Here is a 17,188-nt window from a genome sequence, read left to right as displayed (position 1 = left end):
CATGGTGCGGCCAGGGGACGGATCGAGACCCGACGCCTCGGCGCGGCTCGGCACCAGTACACCACCGGCGGGCGCGCGGCGCGGACGCGGGGCGACCGCCAACCCGGCCGGCCGCTTCGAGGCGGCCGAGCGGGAGGCGTTCCACGATTCCACCTGGGAATCCGATGAACCGCTCGCCTTGCGCACGCAGGTCACCCCGGAACGATCCGCCCGGATCATCGCCCGCAACACCTCGCCGGACATCCCGTTCGACCGCTCGATCAACCCCTATCGCGGCTGCGAGCACGGCTGCATCTACTGCTATGCCCGCCCGACCCATGCGTGGCTCGGCCTGTCGCCGGGGCTCGATTTCGAGTCGCGGATCGTCGCCAAGCCCGACGCGCCCCGGCTCCTCGCCCGCGAACTCGCGGCGCCGAGCTATCGTGCGGAGACGATCGCCCTCGGCACCGCCACCGACCCCTATCAGCCGGCCGAGCGCGAGCATCGCATCACCCGCGGCGTGCTCGAGGTGCTGCGGGAGGCGCGCCATCCCGTCGGGATCACCACCAAGTCCGACCTCGTGCTGCGCGACCTCGACATCCTCGCCGAGATGGCCGCGCGGAACCTCGTGCTCGTCGCGCTCTCGCTTCCGACCCTGGATCCGGACCTTGCCCGGCGACTCGATCCCCGCGCGCCGCGGCCGGAGAAGCGGCTCGCCGCGATGCGTCGCCTCAGCGAGGCGGGCGTGCCCGTGATGGTCAACATCTCGCCGATCATCCCGGGTCTGACCGACCACGAGATCGAGACGATCCTGAGCCGCGCCCGGGAGAGCGGCGCGGGCCGGATCGGTCACGCGCTGCTGCGGCTGCCGGGCGAGGTCGCCGACCTCATGGCCGACTGGTTCTCCGAGCATTATCCCGAGCGGAAGGACCGTGCCTTCGGGCTCCTGACGCAGGCGCGCGGCGGCCGCGAGAACGATCCCCGCTTCGGTCACCGCTTCCGCGGGGAGGGCCCCTACGCGGCGATGATCGGCCAGCGGGTCAGGCTCGCCGGCACCCGCCTCGGCTTCGCCTTCGGGCGGATGGAGCTGGACCGGACTGCGTTCCGCAGGCCGGGGGCGCAGCTGACGCTGCTCTGATCCGCCGGCTCCAGGTCCCCCGCGAGTCGTTCGGGGCGGGCTCTAAGGCCCGAACCCCCGGGTGAAGCTGAGCCGGTGATGCGGGCTGCGGCCCAGCTTCATCAGGCCGGCCCGGTGAACCGCCGTCCCGTAGCCGACATTGCGCTCCCAGCCGTAGCCGGGATGACGCGCAGCCAAGCACCGCATCAGGTCGTCGCGAAACACCTTGGCGACGATCGAGGCGGCGGCGATCTGCGGCACCAGCCGGTCGCCCCCGACCACCGCGCGGCCCGACAGGCCGGGCAGGGCATCCCGCCCATCCACCAGCACCGGGGCCGTGATCCCCAGGCGGGCGACCGCGCGCCCCATGGCGTCCAGCGTCGCGGCGCGGATGTTGATCCGGTCGATCAGCGCCCGGGATCCCGCCGCCACGGCGACGCGCCCATGGGCGCGGATCAGTGGTGCCAGCCGCATGCGGACCGGCTCGGGCACCCGCTTGCTGTCGTCGAGGGTGCCGAGCAGGTCCGGCGGGATCGCCGCGGGGTCGAACCAGACCGCGGCCACCACCACCGGCCCGCAGAGCGCGCCGCGGCCGACCTCGTCGCAGCCGATCACCGCGGGGTAATCGGTCGCGCGAGCCGGGTCGAACGGCAGGGTCGTGGCGGCTGGCTTCCGGACGGGCGGCATACTCCCTCCTGCCACCCCGCGCGGGCGCCGTCACCGGTCAGGCCGCGTCCCGGTCTTCCCGCTCGCCGCGATGCGCCGCGATGATGTTGCCGAAGAACTGCCGCGCGCTCACGTCCCAGCCGCAGCGCAGGGCTTCGGCGCGGCACTCGGTCCGCGACAGGGCGAGGGCGGCCAGCGCCGCGGCCCGCAGGTCGCGATCGAGGCAGCCCACCCGGGTGCCGCCGACCACGTCGTTGGGCCCGGGCACCGGGAAGGCCGCCACCGGCAGGCCGCTGGCCAGGGCCTCCAGGAGCACGATGCCGAACGTGTCGGTGAGGCTCGGGAACACGAAGACGTCGCAGGCGGCGTAGAGGGCCGAGAGGGCGGGTCCGGTGCGGGTGCCGAGGAACCGGGCTCCGGGCGCGAGGGCCTGCAGCCGTGCCCGGTCCGGTCCGTCACCGACCATGACCTTCGTGCCGGGCAGGTCGAGGCTGAGGAAGGCCGCGACGTTCTTCTCCACCGCCAGCCGCCCGACATACAGGAAGAGCGGCCGCGGCAGAGCGGCGAGCTCCGCCGGCACCGGAGCCCCGGGATCGGCGGGCCGGAACCGGCCAGTGTCGACCCCGCGGGTCCAGCGCATCAGCCGGGGGAAGCCTCGGGCGGAGAGTTCGTCCTGGAGCGAGGCCGTGCTGACCATCGTGCCCCGGGCGGCGCTGTGGAAGCGGCGCAGGTAGGCATAGGACCACGCCTCCGGCACCGGCGCGCGGGCGGCCAGGTACTCGGGAAACCGCGTGTGGTAGCTCGTGGTGAAGGGCAGGCCGTGGGCGAGGCAGTGGCGCCGGGCGGCCAGACCCACCGGGCCCTCGGTGGCGATGTGGACGTGGCTCGGCCGTTCCGCTCTCCAGCGCGCCGCCACCCGCTCCCGGCCGGCATACGCCAAGCGGATCTCGGGGTAGCCGGGCAGGGGCAGCGAGCGGAAGTCCGCCACCGTGAGCAGCGCCGTCTCGAAGCCGTGCTCGGGCGCGCGGCGGACCATCTGTTCCAGGGATCGCACCACGCCGTTGACCTGGGGGTGGTACGCGTCGCTGGCGATGAGGAGCTTCACGCCGGCCCCCTCACGCCACCGCGCGCCGGCCCGGCAGCGCCTGCGGCTCCGCCTCGGCCGCGCGGGCCCGCAGGACACTCGGGTAGTGCAGCACCTCGAGGCGACCGTCGTAATGCTCCACCAACCCGGTGCAGGATTCCACCCAATCGCCGGTGTTGAGGTAGCGCAGGTCGCCGATCGACCGGTCGGCCGCGTGGTGGATATGCCCGCAGATCACGCCGTCGGCGCCCTGGCGGCGGGCTTCCTCGGCCAGGATCGTCTCGAACCGGCCGATGAAGCTGACGGCGTTCTTCACCCGCAGCTTCGCCCAGGCGGAGAGCGACCAGTAGGACAGCCCGAGCCGGCGCCGCGCCCGGTTGATGACCGTGTTGAGGGTCAGCGCCAGCGTGTAGGCGCCGTCGCCCAGATGGGCGAGCCAGGGCGAATGGCGCACCACCATGTCGAACTGGTCGCCGTGGATCACGAGGTAGCGGCGCCCGTCCGCAGCCTGGTGGATCGCGGTCTCGGCGAGTTCAATGCCGCCGAAGCTCGTGCCCACGTAGTCGCGCAGGAACTCGTCGTGGTTGCCGGGCAGGTAGACGATCCGCGCGCCCTTGCGGACCTTGCGCAGGAGCTTCTGGACGACGTCGTTGTGATCCTGCGGCCAGTACCAGCCGGAACGCAGCTGCCAGCCGTCCACGATGTCGCCGACGAGGTAGATTGTGTCGGCGTCGTAATCCCTCAGGAACGAGAGCAGCAGGCCGGCCTGGCAGCCACGCGTGCCGAGATGCAGATAGGACAGGAACAGAGTCCGCACGCGGACCGGCATCTCCTCAACCTCGGCCACGGCATCCTCTCCCGGCGGCTGTACGGTGCCGGAAGCCTGTGCGCGATCACGTCTCAGTTTGATGACGCGCGCTGCGCGTCCGGTCCGGATACACGTGCGTCGCCGCGACGGTTCTCAACCGGCGATCGCCATCGCTGCGCTGCACAAAAAATTTTTTTGCCAAGTTCCGGAAGTTTTTCCGGTTTTCCTTTCGAACTACGCCGCCTCATAATACCAGGAACTCACGGCTCGGCATGCGCTGGGTCGGGCGTACACAGGAAGGCGGCGAGGACGGCCCTGGGGCCGTTGAACGGGACGGCAATTCGGAGGCGACCGGTGCGCGGGGGCGTGCCGCGACGCGAGCGGCGCGAGGCCGCCTGCCGCTCCGTGACGCCCCCCGATCCACGGCACTGGAAGGCGTTCGAGGGTGCGCGGCGCGAGCCGCTTCCGCCGATGCCCGACCGACTCCCGACGACGCTTGGACAACCCGGCGCGAGCCAAGCCCGCGCACAGACGACTATTCGGAGGAAACATCATGGCCGCCACCCGTCGCCCCGGTCGCAACCACCTGTTCATCCCGGGCCCCACCAACATCCCGGACCGGGTGTTGCGCGCGATGCACGTGCCGTCCGAGGACCATCGCTCGCCGAGCTTCCCCGAGTTGGTGAAGCCCCTCTTCCAGGACGTGAAGATGGTGTTCGGCTCGACCAACGGGACGGTGATCCTGTTCCCGTCCTCGGGCACCGGCATCTGGGAGTCGGCCCTCTCCAACACCCTGTGCCGCGGCGACACGGTGCTGACCGCCCGCTACGGCCAGTTCAGCCACCTGTGGGTCGACATGGCCCAGCGCCTCGGCCTCGAGGTCATCGTGCAGGACGAGGAGTGGGGCACCGGCGCCGATCCCCAGAAGATCGAGGAGGCCCTGCGGGCCGACAAGGATCACAAGATCAAGGCCGTGATGGTCGTCCATAATGAGACCGCCACCGGCGTCACCAGCGACATCGGCGCGGTGCGCAAGGCGATGGACGCCGCCGGCCACCCGGCGCTGCTGTTCGTCGACGGCATCTCGTCGATCGGCTCGCTGCCGTTCAAGATGGACGAGTGGAAGGTCGACTGCGCCATCGCGGGCTCGCAGAAGGGCTTCATGCTGCCGGCCGGCCTCGGCCTGATCTGCATCAGCCCCAAGGCGCTCAAGGTCGCCGAGGGCGGCGCCGGACGCAACGACCGGCTCGGGCACGTCTACTTCGCCTGGAAGGACCAGCTCACCACCAACGCGACCGGCTACTTCCCCTACACGCCCGCTCTGCCGCTGCTCTACGGCCTGCGCGAGGCCCTTGAGATCGTGAAGGAGGAGGGGCTGGAGAACATCTACCACCGCCATCACGTGCTCGGCGAGGCGACCCGTCAGGCCGTCGCGGCCTGGGGCCTCAAGCCCTGCGCCAAGGAGCCGAAGTGGAACTCCGACACGGTCACGGCCATCCTGGTTCCGGAGGGCGTCGACGCCGTCAAGGTCATCAACCACGCCTACGCGCGCTACAACCTGTCCCTCGGCAGCGGCCTGTCCAAGGTTGCCGGCAAGGTGTTCCGGATCGGCCATATCGGCGACCTGAACGAGCTGTCGCTGCTCGGCGCCATCGCGGGTGCCGAGATGGCGCTCATCGACTGCGGCGTGAAGGTCACGCCGGGGTCGGGCGTCGCCGCCGCCTCCAGCTACCTGCGCGAGAATCCGCTTCACAAGGCGTGATCCGTTCGCGCCGCCGGGACGGGGCCGGGTTGCCGGTTCCGCCCCGGCGGACAAGTAAGAACAAGAATCCCGAGGAAACCGCCTTCGTCCGAGAGGGGATCTATGACAAAGAAGATCGTATTCCTGGATCGCGAGTCCCTCGACGCGACGGTCCGGCCGTTCAATTTCCCGCACGAATACGTCGAGCATGACTCGACCTGGACGCCGGAGGACACGGTCTCCCGCCTGAAGGGCGCCGAGATCGCGCTGATCAACAAGGTCCCGATGCGGGCCGAGACCCTGAAGCAGCTCCCCGACCTGAAGCTGATCGCGGTCGCGGCCACCGGCACCGACGTGGTCGACAAGGCCCAGGCCAAGGCGCAGGGCATCACGGTCGTCAACATCCGCAACTACGCGTTCAACACCGTGCCGGAGCACGTGGTCGGGCTGATGTTCGCCCTGCGCCGGGCGATCGTGCCGTACGCCAACTCGGTGCGGCGCGGCGACTGGGCGAAGTCCACGCAGTTCTGCTACTTCGACTATCCGATCTACGACATCGCCGGCTCGACGCTCGGCATCGTCGGCTACGGCGCGCTGGGCAAGTCCATCGCCAAGCGCGCCGAGGCGCTGGGCATGAAAGTCCTAGCCTTCGACGTCTTCCCGCAGGACGGGCTCGTCGACTTCGAGACGATCCTGACGCAGTCCGACGTGATCACCCTGCACGTGCCGCTGACCCCCGACACAAAGGGGATGATCGGCGCCGCCGAGCTCAAGAAGATGAAGAAGAGCGCCATCCTCATCAACACGGCCCGGGGCGGGCTCGTGGACGAGGCGGCCCTGCTCGCGGCGCTCAAGGACGGCACCATCGCGGGCGCCGGCTTCGACGTGGTGGCCCAGGAGCCGCCCAAGGACGGCAACATCCTGTGCGAGGCCGACCTGCCGAACCTGATCGTCACCCCGCACGTGGCCTGGGCGAGCAAGGAGGCGATGCAGATCCTGGCCGATCAGCTCGTCGACAACGTCGAGGCCTTCGTGGCCGGCAAGCCGCAGAACGTGGTCGAGAGCTGAAGCGCCATTCGCCCTCCCCTCTGCGAGGGCGGCCGACCCCTGCGTGAGCAGGGGCCGGGCGAGGGGAATCCGGCCTCCGAAGACGGACGCGCAGACGTGAAGGCCGGTGCCCGTTCTGCACCGTGGCTCCCCGCTCCCGGACCCGCTTCGCGCGCCGCCCTCTCCCGCAGGTGAGGGCGGGGGAGGCGCGGATCGGGTCCCCGCATTGGATATCTCCGCTTCCCTCAAGATCGGGAACGGATCGGAAGACACCACGACGGCGCTACGCAGGCGCCACGGAAAGGTCCGAAAAGAGATGACGAAGAAGCTGCTGTTCCTCTTCGATACCGATGCGGTGCCGAACGTGTTCGACACGGTGGTCGGCTACGACGGCGGTGCCGATCACATCACCGGATATGGCGGCGTGAACCCCGACAACGTCGGCGCGCTCGTGGACGGGACGATCTACACCCGCGGCGGCTCCGAGAAGAAGTCGACCGCGATCTTCGTCGGCGGCGGCAGCATGGCGGCCGGCGAGGCGCTGTTCACCGCGGTCAAGAAGCGCTTCTTCGGCCCGTTCCGCGTCTCGTGCATGCTCGATTCGAACGGCTCGAACACCACGGCGGCCGCCGGCGTGGCGCTGGTGGCGAAGGCCGCCGGCTCCCTCCAGGGCAAGAAGGCCGTCGTGCTGGCGGGCACCGGCCCGGTCGGCATGCGCTCGGCGGCGCTGCTCGCCGGCGAGGGCGCCGAGGTGACGATCGCGGGCCGCGCCCTCGACAAGACACAGGCCGCCGCGGACCAGATCAACAAGCGCTTCAAGGTCGAGGTGAAGGCCGCCGCGACCCCCGATGAGGCCTCGCGGGTCGCCCTCGTGAAGGGCACGAACCTGGTGTTCACCGCCGGCGCCATCGGCGTCGAGCTGTTGCCCGAGGCCGCCTGGGCGCAGGAATCGTCCATCGAGTTCGTCGCCGACTACAACGCCCAGCCCCCAACCGGCATCGGCGGCATCGACGTGATGGACAAGGGCAAGGACCGCAACGGCAAGAAGGCGTTCGGCGCGCTCGGGATCGGCGGGTTGAAGCTCAAGCTCCACCGGGCCTGCGTGGGTCAGCTCTTCGAGAGCACCGAGCAGATGCTCGACGCCGAGGAGATCTACGCCCTCGCCAAGAAGATGGCCTGACCGGAGAGGCGCCCATGTCGGACACGCAATCGCCTGAGAACGCGACCATCCAAACCTTCCTCACGGAGCTGGCGAGCGCCGCCCCGACACCCGGCGGGGGCGGCGCGGCGGCGATCTCCGGCGCGATGGGCGCGGCCCTGGTGTCGATGGTCTGCAACCTCACCATCGGCAAGAAAAAGTACGTCGAGGTCGAGGCCGAGCTGAAGGACGTGCTGGCCAAGTCCGAGGGACTGCGGGTCGTGCTCACCGGCATGATCGGCGAGGACGTGCAGGCCTTCGACGCCGTGATGGGCGCCTACGGCCTGCCCAAGGCCACCGACGACGAGAAGACGGTACGCGCCGGGAAGATCCAGGCGGCGCTGAAGACCGCCTGCGACGTGCCGCTCGCCTGCTGTCGCGCCTGTCGCGCGGTGATCGACCTTGCGGCGATCACCGCCGACAAGGGCAATCTCAACGTCGTGTCGGATGCGGGTGTCGCGGTGCTCTCGGCCTATGCCGGGCTGCGCAGCGCGGCGCTCAACGTCTACGTCAACGCGAAGGGCTTGGAGGACCGTGACTTCGCCGACGAACGGCTGAAGGAACTGGAGGGCCTGCTGTCCGAGGCCGGGGCGCTCACCGAACGAATCTACGGGGTGGTGAAGGCGAAGGTGAACTGACGCGCGCCGCGCGCGGTCCTCGCGCCGGCAAAGCATCGATAGTCGAGGCCGGGTGCATCTTGCCCCGGCCTCGTTGTTTTTCAGTATGCTGCGTTGCAGCATCGAATTCGATCTGTGTTGCGATTGCGAAAAAGTCGTCGTGAAGCGACGGATCAAAAAATTTGACGGGCGTAATCTTTCGACTCAACTAAAGTACAGCGCATCAACGGCGGCAACGAACCGCGGAGGAGGCGCCGAATGGATGTCCACGAGTATCAGGCCAAAGAGCTGCTTGCGAGCTTCGGCGTGGCCGTCCCCAAAGGCGCCATCGCGTTCAGCCCGGATCAGGCGGTCTACGCCGCCACCGAACTCGGCGGCTCGTTCTGGGCCGTGAAGGCTCAGATCCATGCGGGCGCCCGCGGCAAGGCCGGCGGCATCAAGCTGTGCCGGACCTACAACGAGGTCCGCGACGCCGCCAAGGACCTCCTCGGCAAGCGCCTCGTCACCATCCAGACCGGCCCCGAGGGCAAGCCGGTGCAGCGGGTCTACGTGGAGACCGCCGATCCCTTCGAGCGCGAGCTCTACCTCGGCTACGTCCTCGACCGGAAGGCCGAGCGCGTCCGCGTCATCGCCAGTCAGCGCGGCGGCATGGACATCGAGGAGATCGCCGCCAAGGAGCCGGAATCGCTCATCCAGGTCGTGGTCGAGCCGGCGGTGGGCCTGCAGCAATTCCAGGCCCGCGAGATCGCCTTCCAGCTCGGGCTCAACATCAAGCAGGTCTCGGCCGCGGTGAAGACCATCATGAACGCCTACCGGGCGTTCCGCGACTGCGACGGCACCATGCTGGAGATCAACCCGCTCGTCGTCACTAAGGACGACCGCGTGCTGGCGCTCGATGCCAAGATGAGCTTCGACGACAACGCCATGTTCCGCCGGCCGGGCATCGCCGACATGCACGACCCGTCCCAGGGCGATCCCCGCGAGGCCCAGGCCGCCGAGCACAACCTCAGCTACATCGGCCTCGAGGGCGAGATCGGCTGCATCGTCAACGGCGCCGGACTGGCCATGGCCACCATGGACATGATCAAGCACGCGGGCGGCGAGCCGGCGAACTTCCTGGATGTCGGCGGCGGTGCCTCCCCGGAGCGGGTCGCCACGGCCTTCCGGCTCGTCCTCTCGGACCGCAACGTCAAGGCGATCCTGGTCAACATCTTCGCCGGCATCAACCGCTGCGACTGGGTCGCGGAGGGCGTCATCCAGGCGGCCCGCGAGGTCAAGATCGACGTGCCCCTGGTGGTCCGCCTCGCCGGCACGAACGTGGAGGCCGGCAAGAAGATCCTGGCCGAGAGCGGCCTCGACCTGATCACCGCCGACACCCTGTCGGAGGCGGCCAGGAAGGCGGTCGAAGCCTGCGCCGCCGCCAAGACGCAGCACTGAAAGGGGAGACCGCGCCATGAGCATTCTCATCGACGAGACCACCCCGATCATCGTCCAGGGCATCACGGGCGACAAGGGCACCTTCCACGCCAAGGAGATGCTGGAATACGGCTCGAACGTCGTCGGCGGCGTCACGCCCGGCAAGGGCGGGCGCACCCATCTCGGCCTGCCGGTGTTCAACACCGTCAAGGAGGCGGTGGCGGCGACCGGGGCCACCACCTCGATCACCTTCGTGGCGCCACCCTTCGCGGCGGACGCCATCATGGAGGCGGCCGATGCCGGCCTGCGTCTGGTCTGCTCGATCACCGACGGCATCCCGGCCCAGGACATGATGCGGGTGAAGCGCTACCTCTACCGCTACCCCAAGGAGAAGCGGACGATGGTGGTCGGCCCGAACTGCGCGGGCATCATCTCGCCCGGCAAGTCGATGCTCGGCATCATGCCCGGCCACATCTACCTGCAGGGCAATGTCGGGGTGATCTCCCGCTCGGGGACGCTGGGCTACGAAGCCGCCTCGCAGCTCAAGGAACTCGGCCTCGGCATCTCGACCTCGGTGGGCATCGGCGGCGACCCGATCAACGGCTCGTCGTTCCTCGACCACCTCGCCCTGTTCGAGACCGATCCGGACACGGAGGCGGTGCTGATGATCGGCGAGATCGGCGGCCCGCAGGAGGCCGAGGCCTCGGCCTGGATCCGCGAGAACATGTCGAAGCCGGTGATCGGCTTCGTGGCCGGGCTCACGGCGCCGAAGGGCCGGCGCATGGGCCATGCCGGGGCGATCATCTCGGCGGCCGGCGACAGCGCCGCCGAGAAGGCCGAGATCATGCGCTCGTATGGTCTCACGGTGGCGCCGGATCCGGGCAGCTTCGGTCAGACGGTGGCCGACGTGCTGGCCCGGGCGGCGTAGCCGCATCTCAGCCCTCCCCTGTACGGGGGAGGGGACCCCGCGGAGGCGGGGCGGGAGAGGGGCAGCGCGACGGTGCGGGCTTCGGCTCCCGTCGCGACCTCTCCGGACAGGGCGCCCCCCTCTCCCGACCGCTGCTGACGCAGTGGCCACCCGTCCCCGCAGAGGGGAAGGGCGGGTGCGTCGCGCCGACCCCTGGAAGTACCCTGTGCCACGAGGTGGCCCTATGACCCGTACCCTTCATGCAACCCCCGGCCTCGTCGATGCCACGGCCTTCGCGCCGCCGGTGATCGTCGGCACGTCGTCGGAGCAGGCGCTGGACATCCTGTTCCAGGCGCTGCTCGACGTCGCCCGCCGTCACGATCCCGACCTTGAGGCGGTGCTGCACGGCACGGCCGACATCTCGCGTTTCTCGCCGCAGATGCTGGCGCGTGCCCTGCAGGTGCAGGGCATCTGGTTCCAGCTGATCTCCATCGCCGAGCAGAACGCCGCGATGCGCCGCCGTCGCCACGTGGAGCGCACGGAGGGCCGTGCCGCGCTCGGCGGCTCCTTCGCCAAGGTTTTTTCCGACGCCCGCAAGCAGGGGGTGCCCCCTGAGAAGATCCAGGCGCTGCTCAGCGATCTGCGCATCCGGCCGACGCTCACCGCCCATCCGACCGAGGGCAAGCGGGTGACGGTCCTCGAGAAGTTCCGGCGGATTTACCTCGTGCTGCGCGAGCTGGAGATGCCGCGCTGGACCGATCGTGAGCGCAACGGGCTCATGAACGAGCTGCGCGACCAGATCGAGCTGGTCTGGATGACGGGCGAACTGCATCTGGAGAAGGCGACCGTCGAGCGGGAGGTGGCCTGGGGGCTGCATTTCTTCGACGAGACCCTGTTCGAGATGCTGCCCGAGACTCTGGAGACCCTGGAGGAGACGCTCGCCGAGACCTATCCGGGCACGGACTTCAAAGTGCCGCCCTTCTTCCAGTTCGGGTCTTGGATCGGGGGTGACCGGGACGGCAATCCCTACGTGACGGCCGCGGTGACCCGGCAGACCCTCCACCGCAACGCGCTGGCCTCGCTCACCCGCTACCAGGATGGCGTGCGCGAGCTGGGCCGGACCCTGTCGCTCACCGAGCGCTCCCTGCCGCTCCCGGAAAGTTTCCGCGCGGAACTCGATCGGCAACTCGCCGAGAGCGGGCAGGAGCGGGCGATCACCCGGCGCAATCCCGGCGAGCCCTACCGCCAGTACCTGAGCTGCGTCTCGCGCAAGATCGAGGCGACGATCGCCCGAAACGAGGGCGAGCACCCGTCCGGCCCCGACTACGCCAGCGCGGACGGGCTGATCGAAGACCTGCGCGTTCTGGAGCGCGGCTTGGCGGAGGCCAAGTGCGCGGCGCTCGCCCGCGACCTGGTCCGGCCCGTTCGGCGGATGGTGGAGATCTTCCGGTTCTCGACGGTCCGCCTGGACCTGCGCGAGAACACGACCCGGACCACCGATACGCTCCACGCCCTCTGGCGCCAGCGCAACGGCGAAGGCGAACCGCCGGCCCTCGGCTCGGCCGGGTGGCGCCAGTGGCTCGACACGGAACTGGCCCGGCCGCGCGATCCGGAGCGGTCGTTCGAGGATCTGCCCGACGCCGCGCGGGAGACGCTCGCCACCTTCGCCCTGGTCGCCGAGATGCGCGAGGCCCTCGATCGCGAGGCGTTCGGCGCCTTCGTGCTGTCGATGACCCGTTCGGTGGAGGACGTGCTGGGCGCCTACTTGCTCGCCAAGGAGGCGGGGGTGTTCCTCGATGCGGCCGGCACCGAGATCTGCCCGCTGCCGATCGTGCCGCTGTTCGAGACGATCGACGACCTGCGCGCCGCTCCGGCGATCATGCGGGCGCTGCTCAACGTGCCGGTCGTGCGCCGCTCCACCCGCTGGCAGGGCGGGGTGCAGGAGGTGATGATCGGCTACTCCGACTCCAACAAGGACGGTGGCTTCGTCGCCGCCAACTGGGAGCTGTACAAGGCGCAGAGCAAGCTGACCCGGCTGGGGGAGGAACTCGGCGTCGGGATCGCCTTCTTCCACGGGCGCGGCGGCTCGGTGAGCCGCGGCGGCGTCCCGACCCACCGGGGCATCATGGCCCAGCCGCCGGGCTCGATCCGCGGCCGGTTCCGCACCACGGAGCAGGGCGAGGTCGTCTCGTTCAAGTACGCCAACCGCGGCACCGCCGCCTACCAGATGGAGCTGCTGGCGGCCTCGGTGTTCGAGCACGCGCTGGCCGGCGACGGTGAGCGGGCGGGGCCCGGCCACGACGACGCCCTGGAGGCCCTGGCCGGTGCGTCCCGGGCCGCCTATGTCCAGCTTCTCCAGACCGACGGCCTCGTCGACTACTTCCAGGCCGCGAGCCCGCTCGACGAGATCGCGCTCCTGAACATCGGCTCGCGTCCGGCCCGGCGTTTCGGCGCACGCTCGCTCTCGGACCTGCGGGCGATCCCGTGGGTGTTCGCGTGGTCCCAGAACCGGCACGTGATCACCGGCTGGTACGGGGTCGGCTCGGGGCTGGCGAGCTTCCTCGACGTGCGCGGCCGGGAGGGCGAGGCGACGCTCAAGCGGCTGTTCCAGGAATCCCGGGTGCTGCGCCTCGTCCTCGATGAGGTCGAGAAGACCCTGATGATGGTCGATCTCGACATCGCCCGCGCCTATGCCGGCCTGGTGCCGGATGCCGGCGTCCGGGACCGGATCTTCGGCATGATCGAGGCCGAATACGCGCTCACCCGGGAGATGGTCCTGCGGGTGAGCGGCGGCACCGACCTGGCCGAGCGCTTCCCCTTGTTCCGCGACCGCCTGAAGGGCCGGTTGCCGACCATCAACCAGGTCGGCCGCGAGCAGGTCGAACTGCTCGCCCGGTACCGCGCCGAGACCGACGAGGACCGGCGCGAAGCGGTCAAGTCGGCCCTGCTCCTGTCGATCAACTGCATCGCGGTCGGTTTCGGGGCGACGGGATGAGGCGATCGGGCACCCGCACGCGCAGGCCCTCTGCCTTGCCGGGGAAGGGCGCGCGCAGGTGTTGCGAGCTGAGGACGCCCTCTGAAACGCCGCCGTGCGCCCTGTCGCCACGCGACGCGAGCGCCATCTTCACCGCTGGGCGGGTCCTACCCCGCAACGGCATCAGAACCGACACACAGAGAGAGGAACATCCATGAGTTTCACCCTGATCCAGCAGGCCAAGCCGCGCCTGCACCGGTCCGAACTCGCCGTCCCCGGCTCGAACCCGACCTTCATGGAGAAGTCGGCCTCCTCGGCGGCGGACGTGATCTTCCTCGACCTCGAGGACGCGGTCGCCCCCGACGACAAGGAGAAGGCCCGCACCAATATCATCCAGGCGCTCAACGACCTGGATTGGGGCAGCAAGACCATGATGATCCGCATCAATGGTCTCGACACGCACTACATGTATCGTGACGTGGTCGACATCGTCGAAGCCTGCCCGCGCCTCGACATGGTGCTGATCCCCAAGGTCGGCGTGCCGGCCGACGTCTACGCGATCGACGTGCTGGTCACGCAGATCGAGCAGGCCAAGAAGCGCGACAAGCAGATCGGCTTCGAGGTGCTGATCGAGACGGCGCTCGGCATGGCCAATGTCGAGGCGATCGCCCAGTCGTCGAAGCGTCTGGAGGCGATGTCCTTCGGCGTGGCCGACTACGCCGCCTCGACCCGCGCCCGCTCCACGGTGATCGGCGGCGTGAACCCGGACTTCTCGGTGCTCACCGACAAGGACGAGGCCGGCAACCGCCAGACCCACTGGCAGGATCCGTGGCTGTTCGCCCAGAACCGCATGCTGGTGGCCTGCCGCGCCTACGGCCTCCGTCCGATCGACGGACCGTTCGGCGACTTCTCGGATCCCGATGGCTACCGCTCGGCGGCCCGGCGCTGCGCCGCCCTCGGATTCGAAGGCAAGTGGGCGATCCACCCGTCGCAGATCGATCTCGCCAACGAGGTCTTCACCCCGTCCGAGGCCGAGGTCACCAAGGCCCGCCGCATCCTGGAGGCCATGGAAGAGGCCGCCAAGGCGGGCCGCGGCGCCGTCTCGCTGGATGGGCGCCTCATCGACATCGCGTCGATCCGCATGGCTGAGGCACTGATCGAGAAGGCCAATGCCATGAAGGCGTGAGCGTTCTCTCCCTTCCCGGGAGGGCTGCCGGATCCACACGCCTCCATCAGCGGAGACGAGCTTGCGAAGCCGCGACGCTCGCCCTCCCCCGCAGAGGGGGAGGGCGGGGCGTGCGGAGCAGAGAGTGCCTGTTCCTAAAGGAGATCTGTGCGCGCCGCAGCCGGCGCGGAAGAACGAGCGCGTCGCGACCCGGATCACCGGCCGCGCCGCAATCCCGTCAGAGCGGCCGCTCGTCCGGTAGCCGTGCCGCCGCCATTTCCTCGGGCGTCGGACCACGCCGGACCATGATCCCCCCGGACCTGTCCGCATCGATCAGCCCCAGCCGAGCGAATCCGTCGAGCCAGCCGTCCATCGGCCAGAGGCCGTGTCGGGCATGAAACCGCGTGGCGTTGGCCACGATGTCGCGAAAATGCTGGAGCGGCGGGTCGTAGCCCGGATGGTGCTGGTGATAGGCCCGCGGGCCGCCGAGGAACAGGATCGGGACCCCCGCCGCGTCGGCCCGGAAGGCGAGGTCGGTATCCTCGGCCCCGTAGCCCGTAAAATTCTCGTCGAAGCCGCCGAGACGGTCGTAGGTGGCGGCGCGTACCGCGAAGGCGAGCGACCAGAACAGGCCGGGCTGCGGCGCGGGCGCAACCGCGTCCGCCGGTGGGAACGTCCGCACCGGGTGTGGCTGCCCCAGCCGCTCCAGATCGGTCTCCTGCCAGCCGTCCGTGACCGCTCCGGCCGGTAGGTAGCCGATCTCGCAGCAGATCAAGCCGTCCTGCTCGGCCACCGCCCGCGACAGGCCGGCGACGAGCCCCGCAGACGGGATGCAATCCACGTCGAGGAAGATCAGCGTGTCGGCCGTGGCCGCCCGGCGGCCGGCATTGCGCGCCGCCGCCAGCGGCAGGCCGGGATGCGGGAACGGGACGCGCTTCACCGGGAAGGGCAGGGCGGGCAGGGGCGCGTCGTCCCCGCCCATCTCCACGACGATGCCGGCATCCGGCGGCGCGCCCCGCCCGAGCCCTTCGAGCAGGCGCGTCAGATGCGGGCGCCGGCCCTTGTTGAGGGTGATGACCGCCGTGCTCACGGCGCGGTCCCTGCGCGCAGCAGGTCGATCCGGTATTCGGGTGTCCGAGACTGGTGCAGGACCCGGGCGAAGGGTGCGGCCAACCCGATGAAACCCTCGGCGGCCCCGTCGCCCGAGTGCGGGTAATCGGTCTCCCCGAGCCAGTGCACCAGCACGATGTCGCCGCCGGGCTCGACCGCTCCTCCGACCCGGCGCACCAGCGTGGCGAGATCCTCCGGCGCGAGGAAGTACAGGAACTCGGACAGCACGATCAGGTCGAACCGGCCCTCGGGCCAGTCGGCCGGCACGCCCCCCCGGCGGATCTCGACATGGGGTCGGTCGGCGCAACGGGCCTGCGCGGCCCGCACGGCCGTCGCGACGGGGTCGGTCGCGAGCAGGTGGTCGCACCGCTCCGACAAGGCGTGGGTGAAGACGCCGATCGAGCAGGCCGGCTCGAAGGCGGCGCGGTAGCGCGCCCGCGGCAGGGATGCGAGCGTCGCCGCGTACTTGTCGCGCTCGTAGGGCGAGGTCGTGAAGCGCCAGGGATCGGCTTCGCTGGCGTAGATGCCGGCGAAATAATCATCCGGCACGGTCTCGGTGCGCCGGCTCATGCCGGTACCGCCACGAAGCGCTCGTAGGGGCCGCAGAGCCGGTCGATCATCGCGGGCTCCAGACGGAAGCCCTGCGGATCGTCCGCGATCAGGTTGGTGGTCTGGGATTCGTGCGCGGCGACCGCCCGGGCCTTGGTTCCGCGCTGCGCGGAGACGTCGAGGCGCAGGCCGGCCGGCTCCGGGCCGACCTCGGTCTCGGGGGGCAGGGTCCAGCCCCAGACCGGATATTCATAGACCCGCACACCCGGCATGCGGGGACGGGCCAGCGCAACGATGAGGGCCGCAGCCCTGTGGTCGCAATGGGGATCGTGCCGCCACGTCACGAACACCGCGCCCGCACCGCACCGGGAGGCCGCCTGCGCGACCGATTCGGCGGCCGCCTCGGCGGAGGGCCCGGCGCTCGGCACATGGGCATCGGGCAGGCGCAGGAAGGTGATATCTTCCGGACGGAGACCGAGGATCGCCGCGGCCCGCAGGGTCTCGGCCTCGCGCAGCGCGCGCAAGGCCTCGGGCGGGTACAGGCGGGACTGCGTGTGGGACCCGCAACCGTCGCTGACCACGATCAGGTGCACGCGCCGCCCGGCCGCCCGCGCCGCAGCGATCAGGCCGCCGCAGCCCAGGCTCTCGTCATCGGGGTGCGGGGCGACGACCACGAGGCCACCGGGTCCCGCCAGATCGTCGAGGCTCGCGACCGGCAACCTGTCGGCGGCGGCGAGAAAGGCGTCGGCACGCATCAACGTGACGCCGCTACCGTCGCGGGCGCGGGAGACGCGCAGGCGTGGGAGGCGC

15 protein-coding genes are annotated in these 17,188 nt (G+C 70.1%); 9 read left to right on the top strand and 6 right to left on the bottom strand.

What is annotated here, in order from left to right; all coding sequences use genetic code 11:
- Nucleotide 1: 1 nt before the first annotated feature.
- Nucleotides 2–1,117 carry a PA0069 family radical SAM protein gene (locus MFF58_RS09145; protein WP_238286779.1) on the top strand — a complete coding sequence of 372 codons (1,116 nt, stop codon included), beginning with the start codon at nt 2–4 and terminating at the stop codon, nt 1,115–1,117.
- A 42-nt stretch (nt 1,118–1,159) separates the two neighbouring features.
- Here MFF58_RS09145 and rnhB read toward each other — a convergent pair whose 3' ends face one another.
- From rnhB to MFF58_RS09130, 3 genes are read right to left on the bottom strand one after another with little or no spacing between them, the layout of a single operon-like run.
- Entirely contained in the window at nt 1,160–1,783 is a 624-nt protein-coding gene (gene rnhB / locus MFF58_RS09140; protein WP_238286778.1) for a ribonuclease HII, read from the bottom strand.
- Between the two features lie 37 nt (nt 1,784–1,820).
- Nucleotides 1,821–2,867 (bottom strand): glycosyltransferase family 4 protein, encoded by a 1,047-nt coding sequence (locus tag MFF58_RS09135; protein WP_238286777.1) that lies wholly within the window; start codon nt 2,865–2,867, stop codon nt 1,821–1,823.
- 10 nt (nt 2,868–2,877) lie between these two features.
- On the bottom strand, nt 2,878–3,693 hold the full coding sequence (locus MFF58_RS09130) for a UDP-2,3-diacylglucosamine diphosphatase (RefSeq protein WP_238286776.1): 816 nt from the start codon (nt 3,691–3,693) through the stop codon (nt 2,878–2,880).
- Nucleotides 3,694–4,207: 514 nt separating this feature from the next.
- Between MFF58_RS09130 and MFF58_RS09125 the strand changes: the two genes are divergently transcribed.
- The 8 genes from MFF58_RS09125 (at nt 4,208) to MFF58_RS09090 (ending at nt 14,740) form a co-directional block, all read left to right on the top strand.
- Nucleotides 4,208–5,416: an aminotransferase class V-fold PLP-dependent enzyme gene (locus MFF58_RS09125; protein ID WP_238286775.1), complete on the top strand. Its 1,209-nt coding sequence runs from the start codon at nt 4,208–4,210 to the stop codon at nt 5,414–5,416.
- A 102-nt stretch (nt 5,417–5,518) separates the two neighbouring features.
- Nucleotides 5,519–6,463: a D-2-hydroxyacid dehydrogenase gene (locus MFF58_RS09120; protein WP_238286774.1), complete on the top strand. Its 945-nt coding sequence runs from the start codon at nt 5,519–5,521 to the stop codon at nt 6,461–6,463.
- A 295-nt stretch (nt 6,464–6,758) separates the two neighbouring features.
- Nucleotides 6,759–7,622, top strand: a complete 864-nt coding sequence (locus MFF58_RS09115; protein WP_238286773.1) for an NADP-dependent methylenetetrahydromethanopterin/methylenetetrahydrofolate dehydrogenase — start codon at nt 6,759–6,761, stop codon at nt 7,620–7,622.
- 14 nt (nt 7,623–7,636) lie between these two features.
- Nucleotides 7,637–8,278: a methenyltetrahydrofolate cyclohydrolase gene (gene fchA / locus MFF58_RS09110; protein ID WP_238286772.1), complete on the top strand. Its 642-nt coding sequence runs from the start codon at nt 7,637–7,639 to the stop codon at nt 8,276–8,278.
- A 237-nt stretch (nt 8,279–8,515) separates the two neighbouring features.
- Complete coding sequence (locus tag MFF58_RS09105) at nt 8,516–9,694, top strand: malate--CoA ligase subunit beta (RefSeq protein ID WP_238286771.1); 1,179 nt, start codon at nt 8,516–8,518, stop codon at nt 9,692–9,694.
- Between the two features lie 16 nt (nt 9,695–9,710).
- The gene (gene sucD / locus MFF58_RS09100; RefSeq protein ID WP_238286770.1) at nt 9,711–10,601 is read left to right on the top strand and encodes a succinate--CoA ligase subunit alpha; all 891 of its coding nucleotides are present in this window, start codon (nt 9,711–9,713) and stop codon (nt 10,599–10,601) included.
- A gap of 223 nt (nt 10,602–10,824) precedes the next feature.
- Complete coding sequence (locus MFF58_RS09095) at nt 10,825–13,575, top strand: phosphoenolpyruvate carboxylase (protein WP_238286769.1); 2,751 nt, start codon at nt 10,825–10,827, stop codon at nt 13,573–13,575.
- 193 nt (nt 13,576–13,768) lie between these two features.
- Nucleotides 13,769–14,740: an HpcH/HpaI aldolase/citrate lyase family protein gene (locus tag MFF58_RS09090; RefSeq protein WP_238286768.1), complete on the top strand. Its 972-nt coding sequence runs from the start codon at nt 13,769–13,771 to the stop codon at nt 14,738–14,740.
- A gap of 217 nt (nt 14,741–14,957) precedes the next feature.
- On the opposite strand, the gene MFF58_RS09085 is transcribed toward MFF58_RS09090, so the two are convergent.
- The 3 genes from MFF58_RS09085 to MFF58_RS09075 are packed head-to-tail and all read right to left on the bottom strand — an operon-like array spanning nt 14,958 to nt 17,133.
- The gene (locus MFF58_RS09085; RefSeq protein WP_238286767.1) at nt 14,958–15,809 is read right to left on the bottom strand and encodes a glycosyltransferase family 2 protein; all 852 of its coding nucleotides are present in this window, start codon (nt 15,807–15,809) and stop codon (nt 14,958–14,960) included.
- Complete coding sequence (locus MFF58_RS09080) at nt 15,806–16,399, bottom strand: SAM-dependent methyltransferase (protein WP_238286766.1); 594 nt, start codon at nt 16,397–16,399, stop codon at nt 15,806–15,808. Before MFF58_RS09080 ends, MFF58_RS09085 begins: the two co-directional genes overlap by 4 nt.
- Entirely contained in the window at nt 16,396–17,133 is a 738-nt protein-coding gene (locus MFF58_RS09075) for a PIG-L deacetylase family protein (protein ID WP_238286763.1), read from the bottom strand. Before MFF58_RS09075 ends, MFF58_RS09080 begins: the two co-directional genes overlap by 4 nt.
- Nucleotides 17,134–17,188: the final 55 nt, after the last annotated feature.

Source organism: Methylobacterium longum (genome assembly GCF_022179385.1).
Lineage (GTDB): Bacteria > Pseudomonadota > Alphaproteobacteria > Rhizobiales > Beijerinckiaceae > Methylobacterium > Methylobacterium longum.
This window is presented reverse-complemented; position numbering and strand designations above follow the sequence as displayed.

What these genes read in the sequence shown, in the direction of transcription:
- MFF58_RS09075 (WP_238286763.1), bottom strand. Translation starts at nt 17,133, where the DNA reads ATGCGTGCCGACGCCTTTCTCGCCGCCGCCGACAGGTTGCCGGTCGCG.
- MFF58_RS09115 (WP_238286773.1), top strand. Translation starts at nt 6,759, where the DNA reads ATGACGAAGAAGCTGCTGTTCCTCTTCGATACCGATGCGGTGCCGAAC.
- MFF58_RS09090 (WP_238286768.1), top strand. Translation starts at nt 13,769, where the DNA reads ATGAGTTTCACCCTGATCCAGCAGGCCAAGCCGCGCCTGCACCGGTCC.
- fchA (WP_238286772.1), top strand. Translation starts at nt 7,637, where the DNA reads ATGTCGGACACGCAATCGCCTGAGAACGCGACCATCCAAACCTTCCTC.
- sucD (WP_238286770.1), top strand. Translation starts at nt 9,711, where the DNA reads ATGAGCATTCTCATCGACGAGACCACCCCGATCATCGTCCAGGGCATC.
- MFF58_RS09125 (WP_238286775.1), top strand. Translation starts at nt 4,208, where the DNA reads ATGGCCGCCACCCGTCGCCCCGGTCGCAACCACCTGTTCATCCCGGGC.
- MFF58_RS09105 (WP_238286771.1), top strand. Translation starts at nt 8,516, where the DNA reads ATGGATGTCCACGAGTATCAGGCCAAAGAGCTGCTTGCGAGCTTCGGC.
- MFF58_RS09095 (WP_238286769.1), top strand. Translation starts at nt 10,825, where the DNA reads ATGACCCGTACCCTTCATGCAACCCCCGGCCTCGTCGATGCCACGGCC.
- rnhB (WP_238286778.1), bottom strand. Translation starts at nt 1,783, where the DNA reads ATGCCGCCCGTCCGGAAGCCAGCCGCCACGACCCTGCCGTTCGACCCG.
- MFF58_RS09145 (WP_238286779.1), top strand. Translation starts at nt 2, where the DNA reads ATGGTGCGGCCAGGGGACGGATCGAGACCCGACGCCTCGGCGCGGCTC.
- MFF58_RS09120 (WP_238286774.1), top strand. Translation starts at nt 5,519, where the DNA reads ATGACAAAGAAGATCGTATTCCTGGATCGCGAGTCCCTCGACGCGACG.
- MFF58_RS09080 (WP_238286766.1), bottom strand. Translation starts at nt 16,399, where the DNA reads ATGAGCCGGCGCACCGAGACCGTGCCGGATGATTATTTCGCCGGCATC.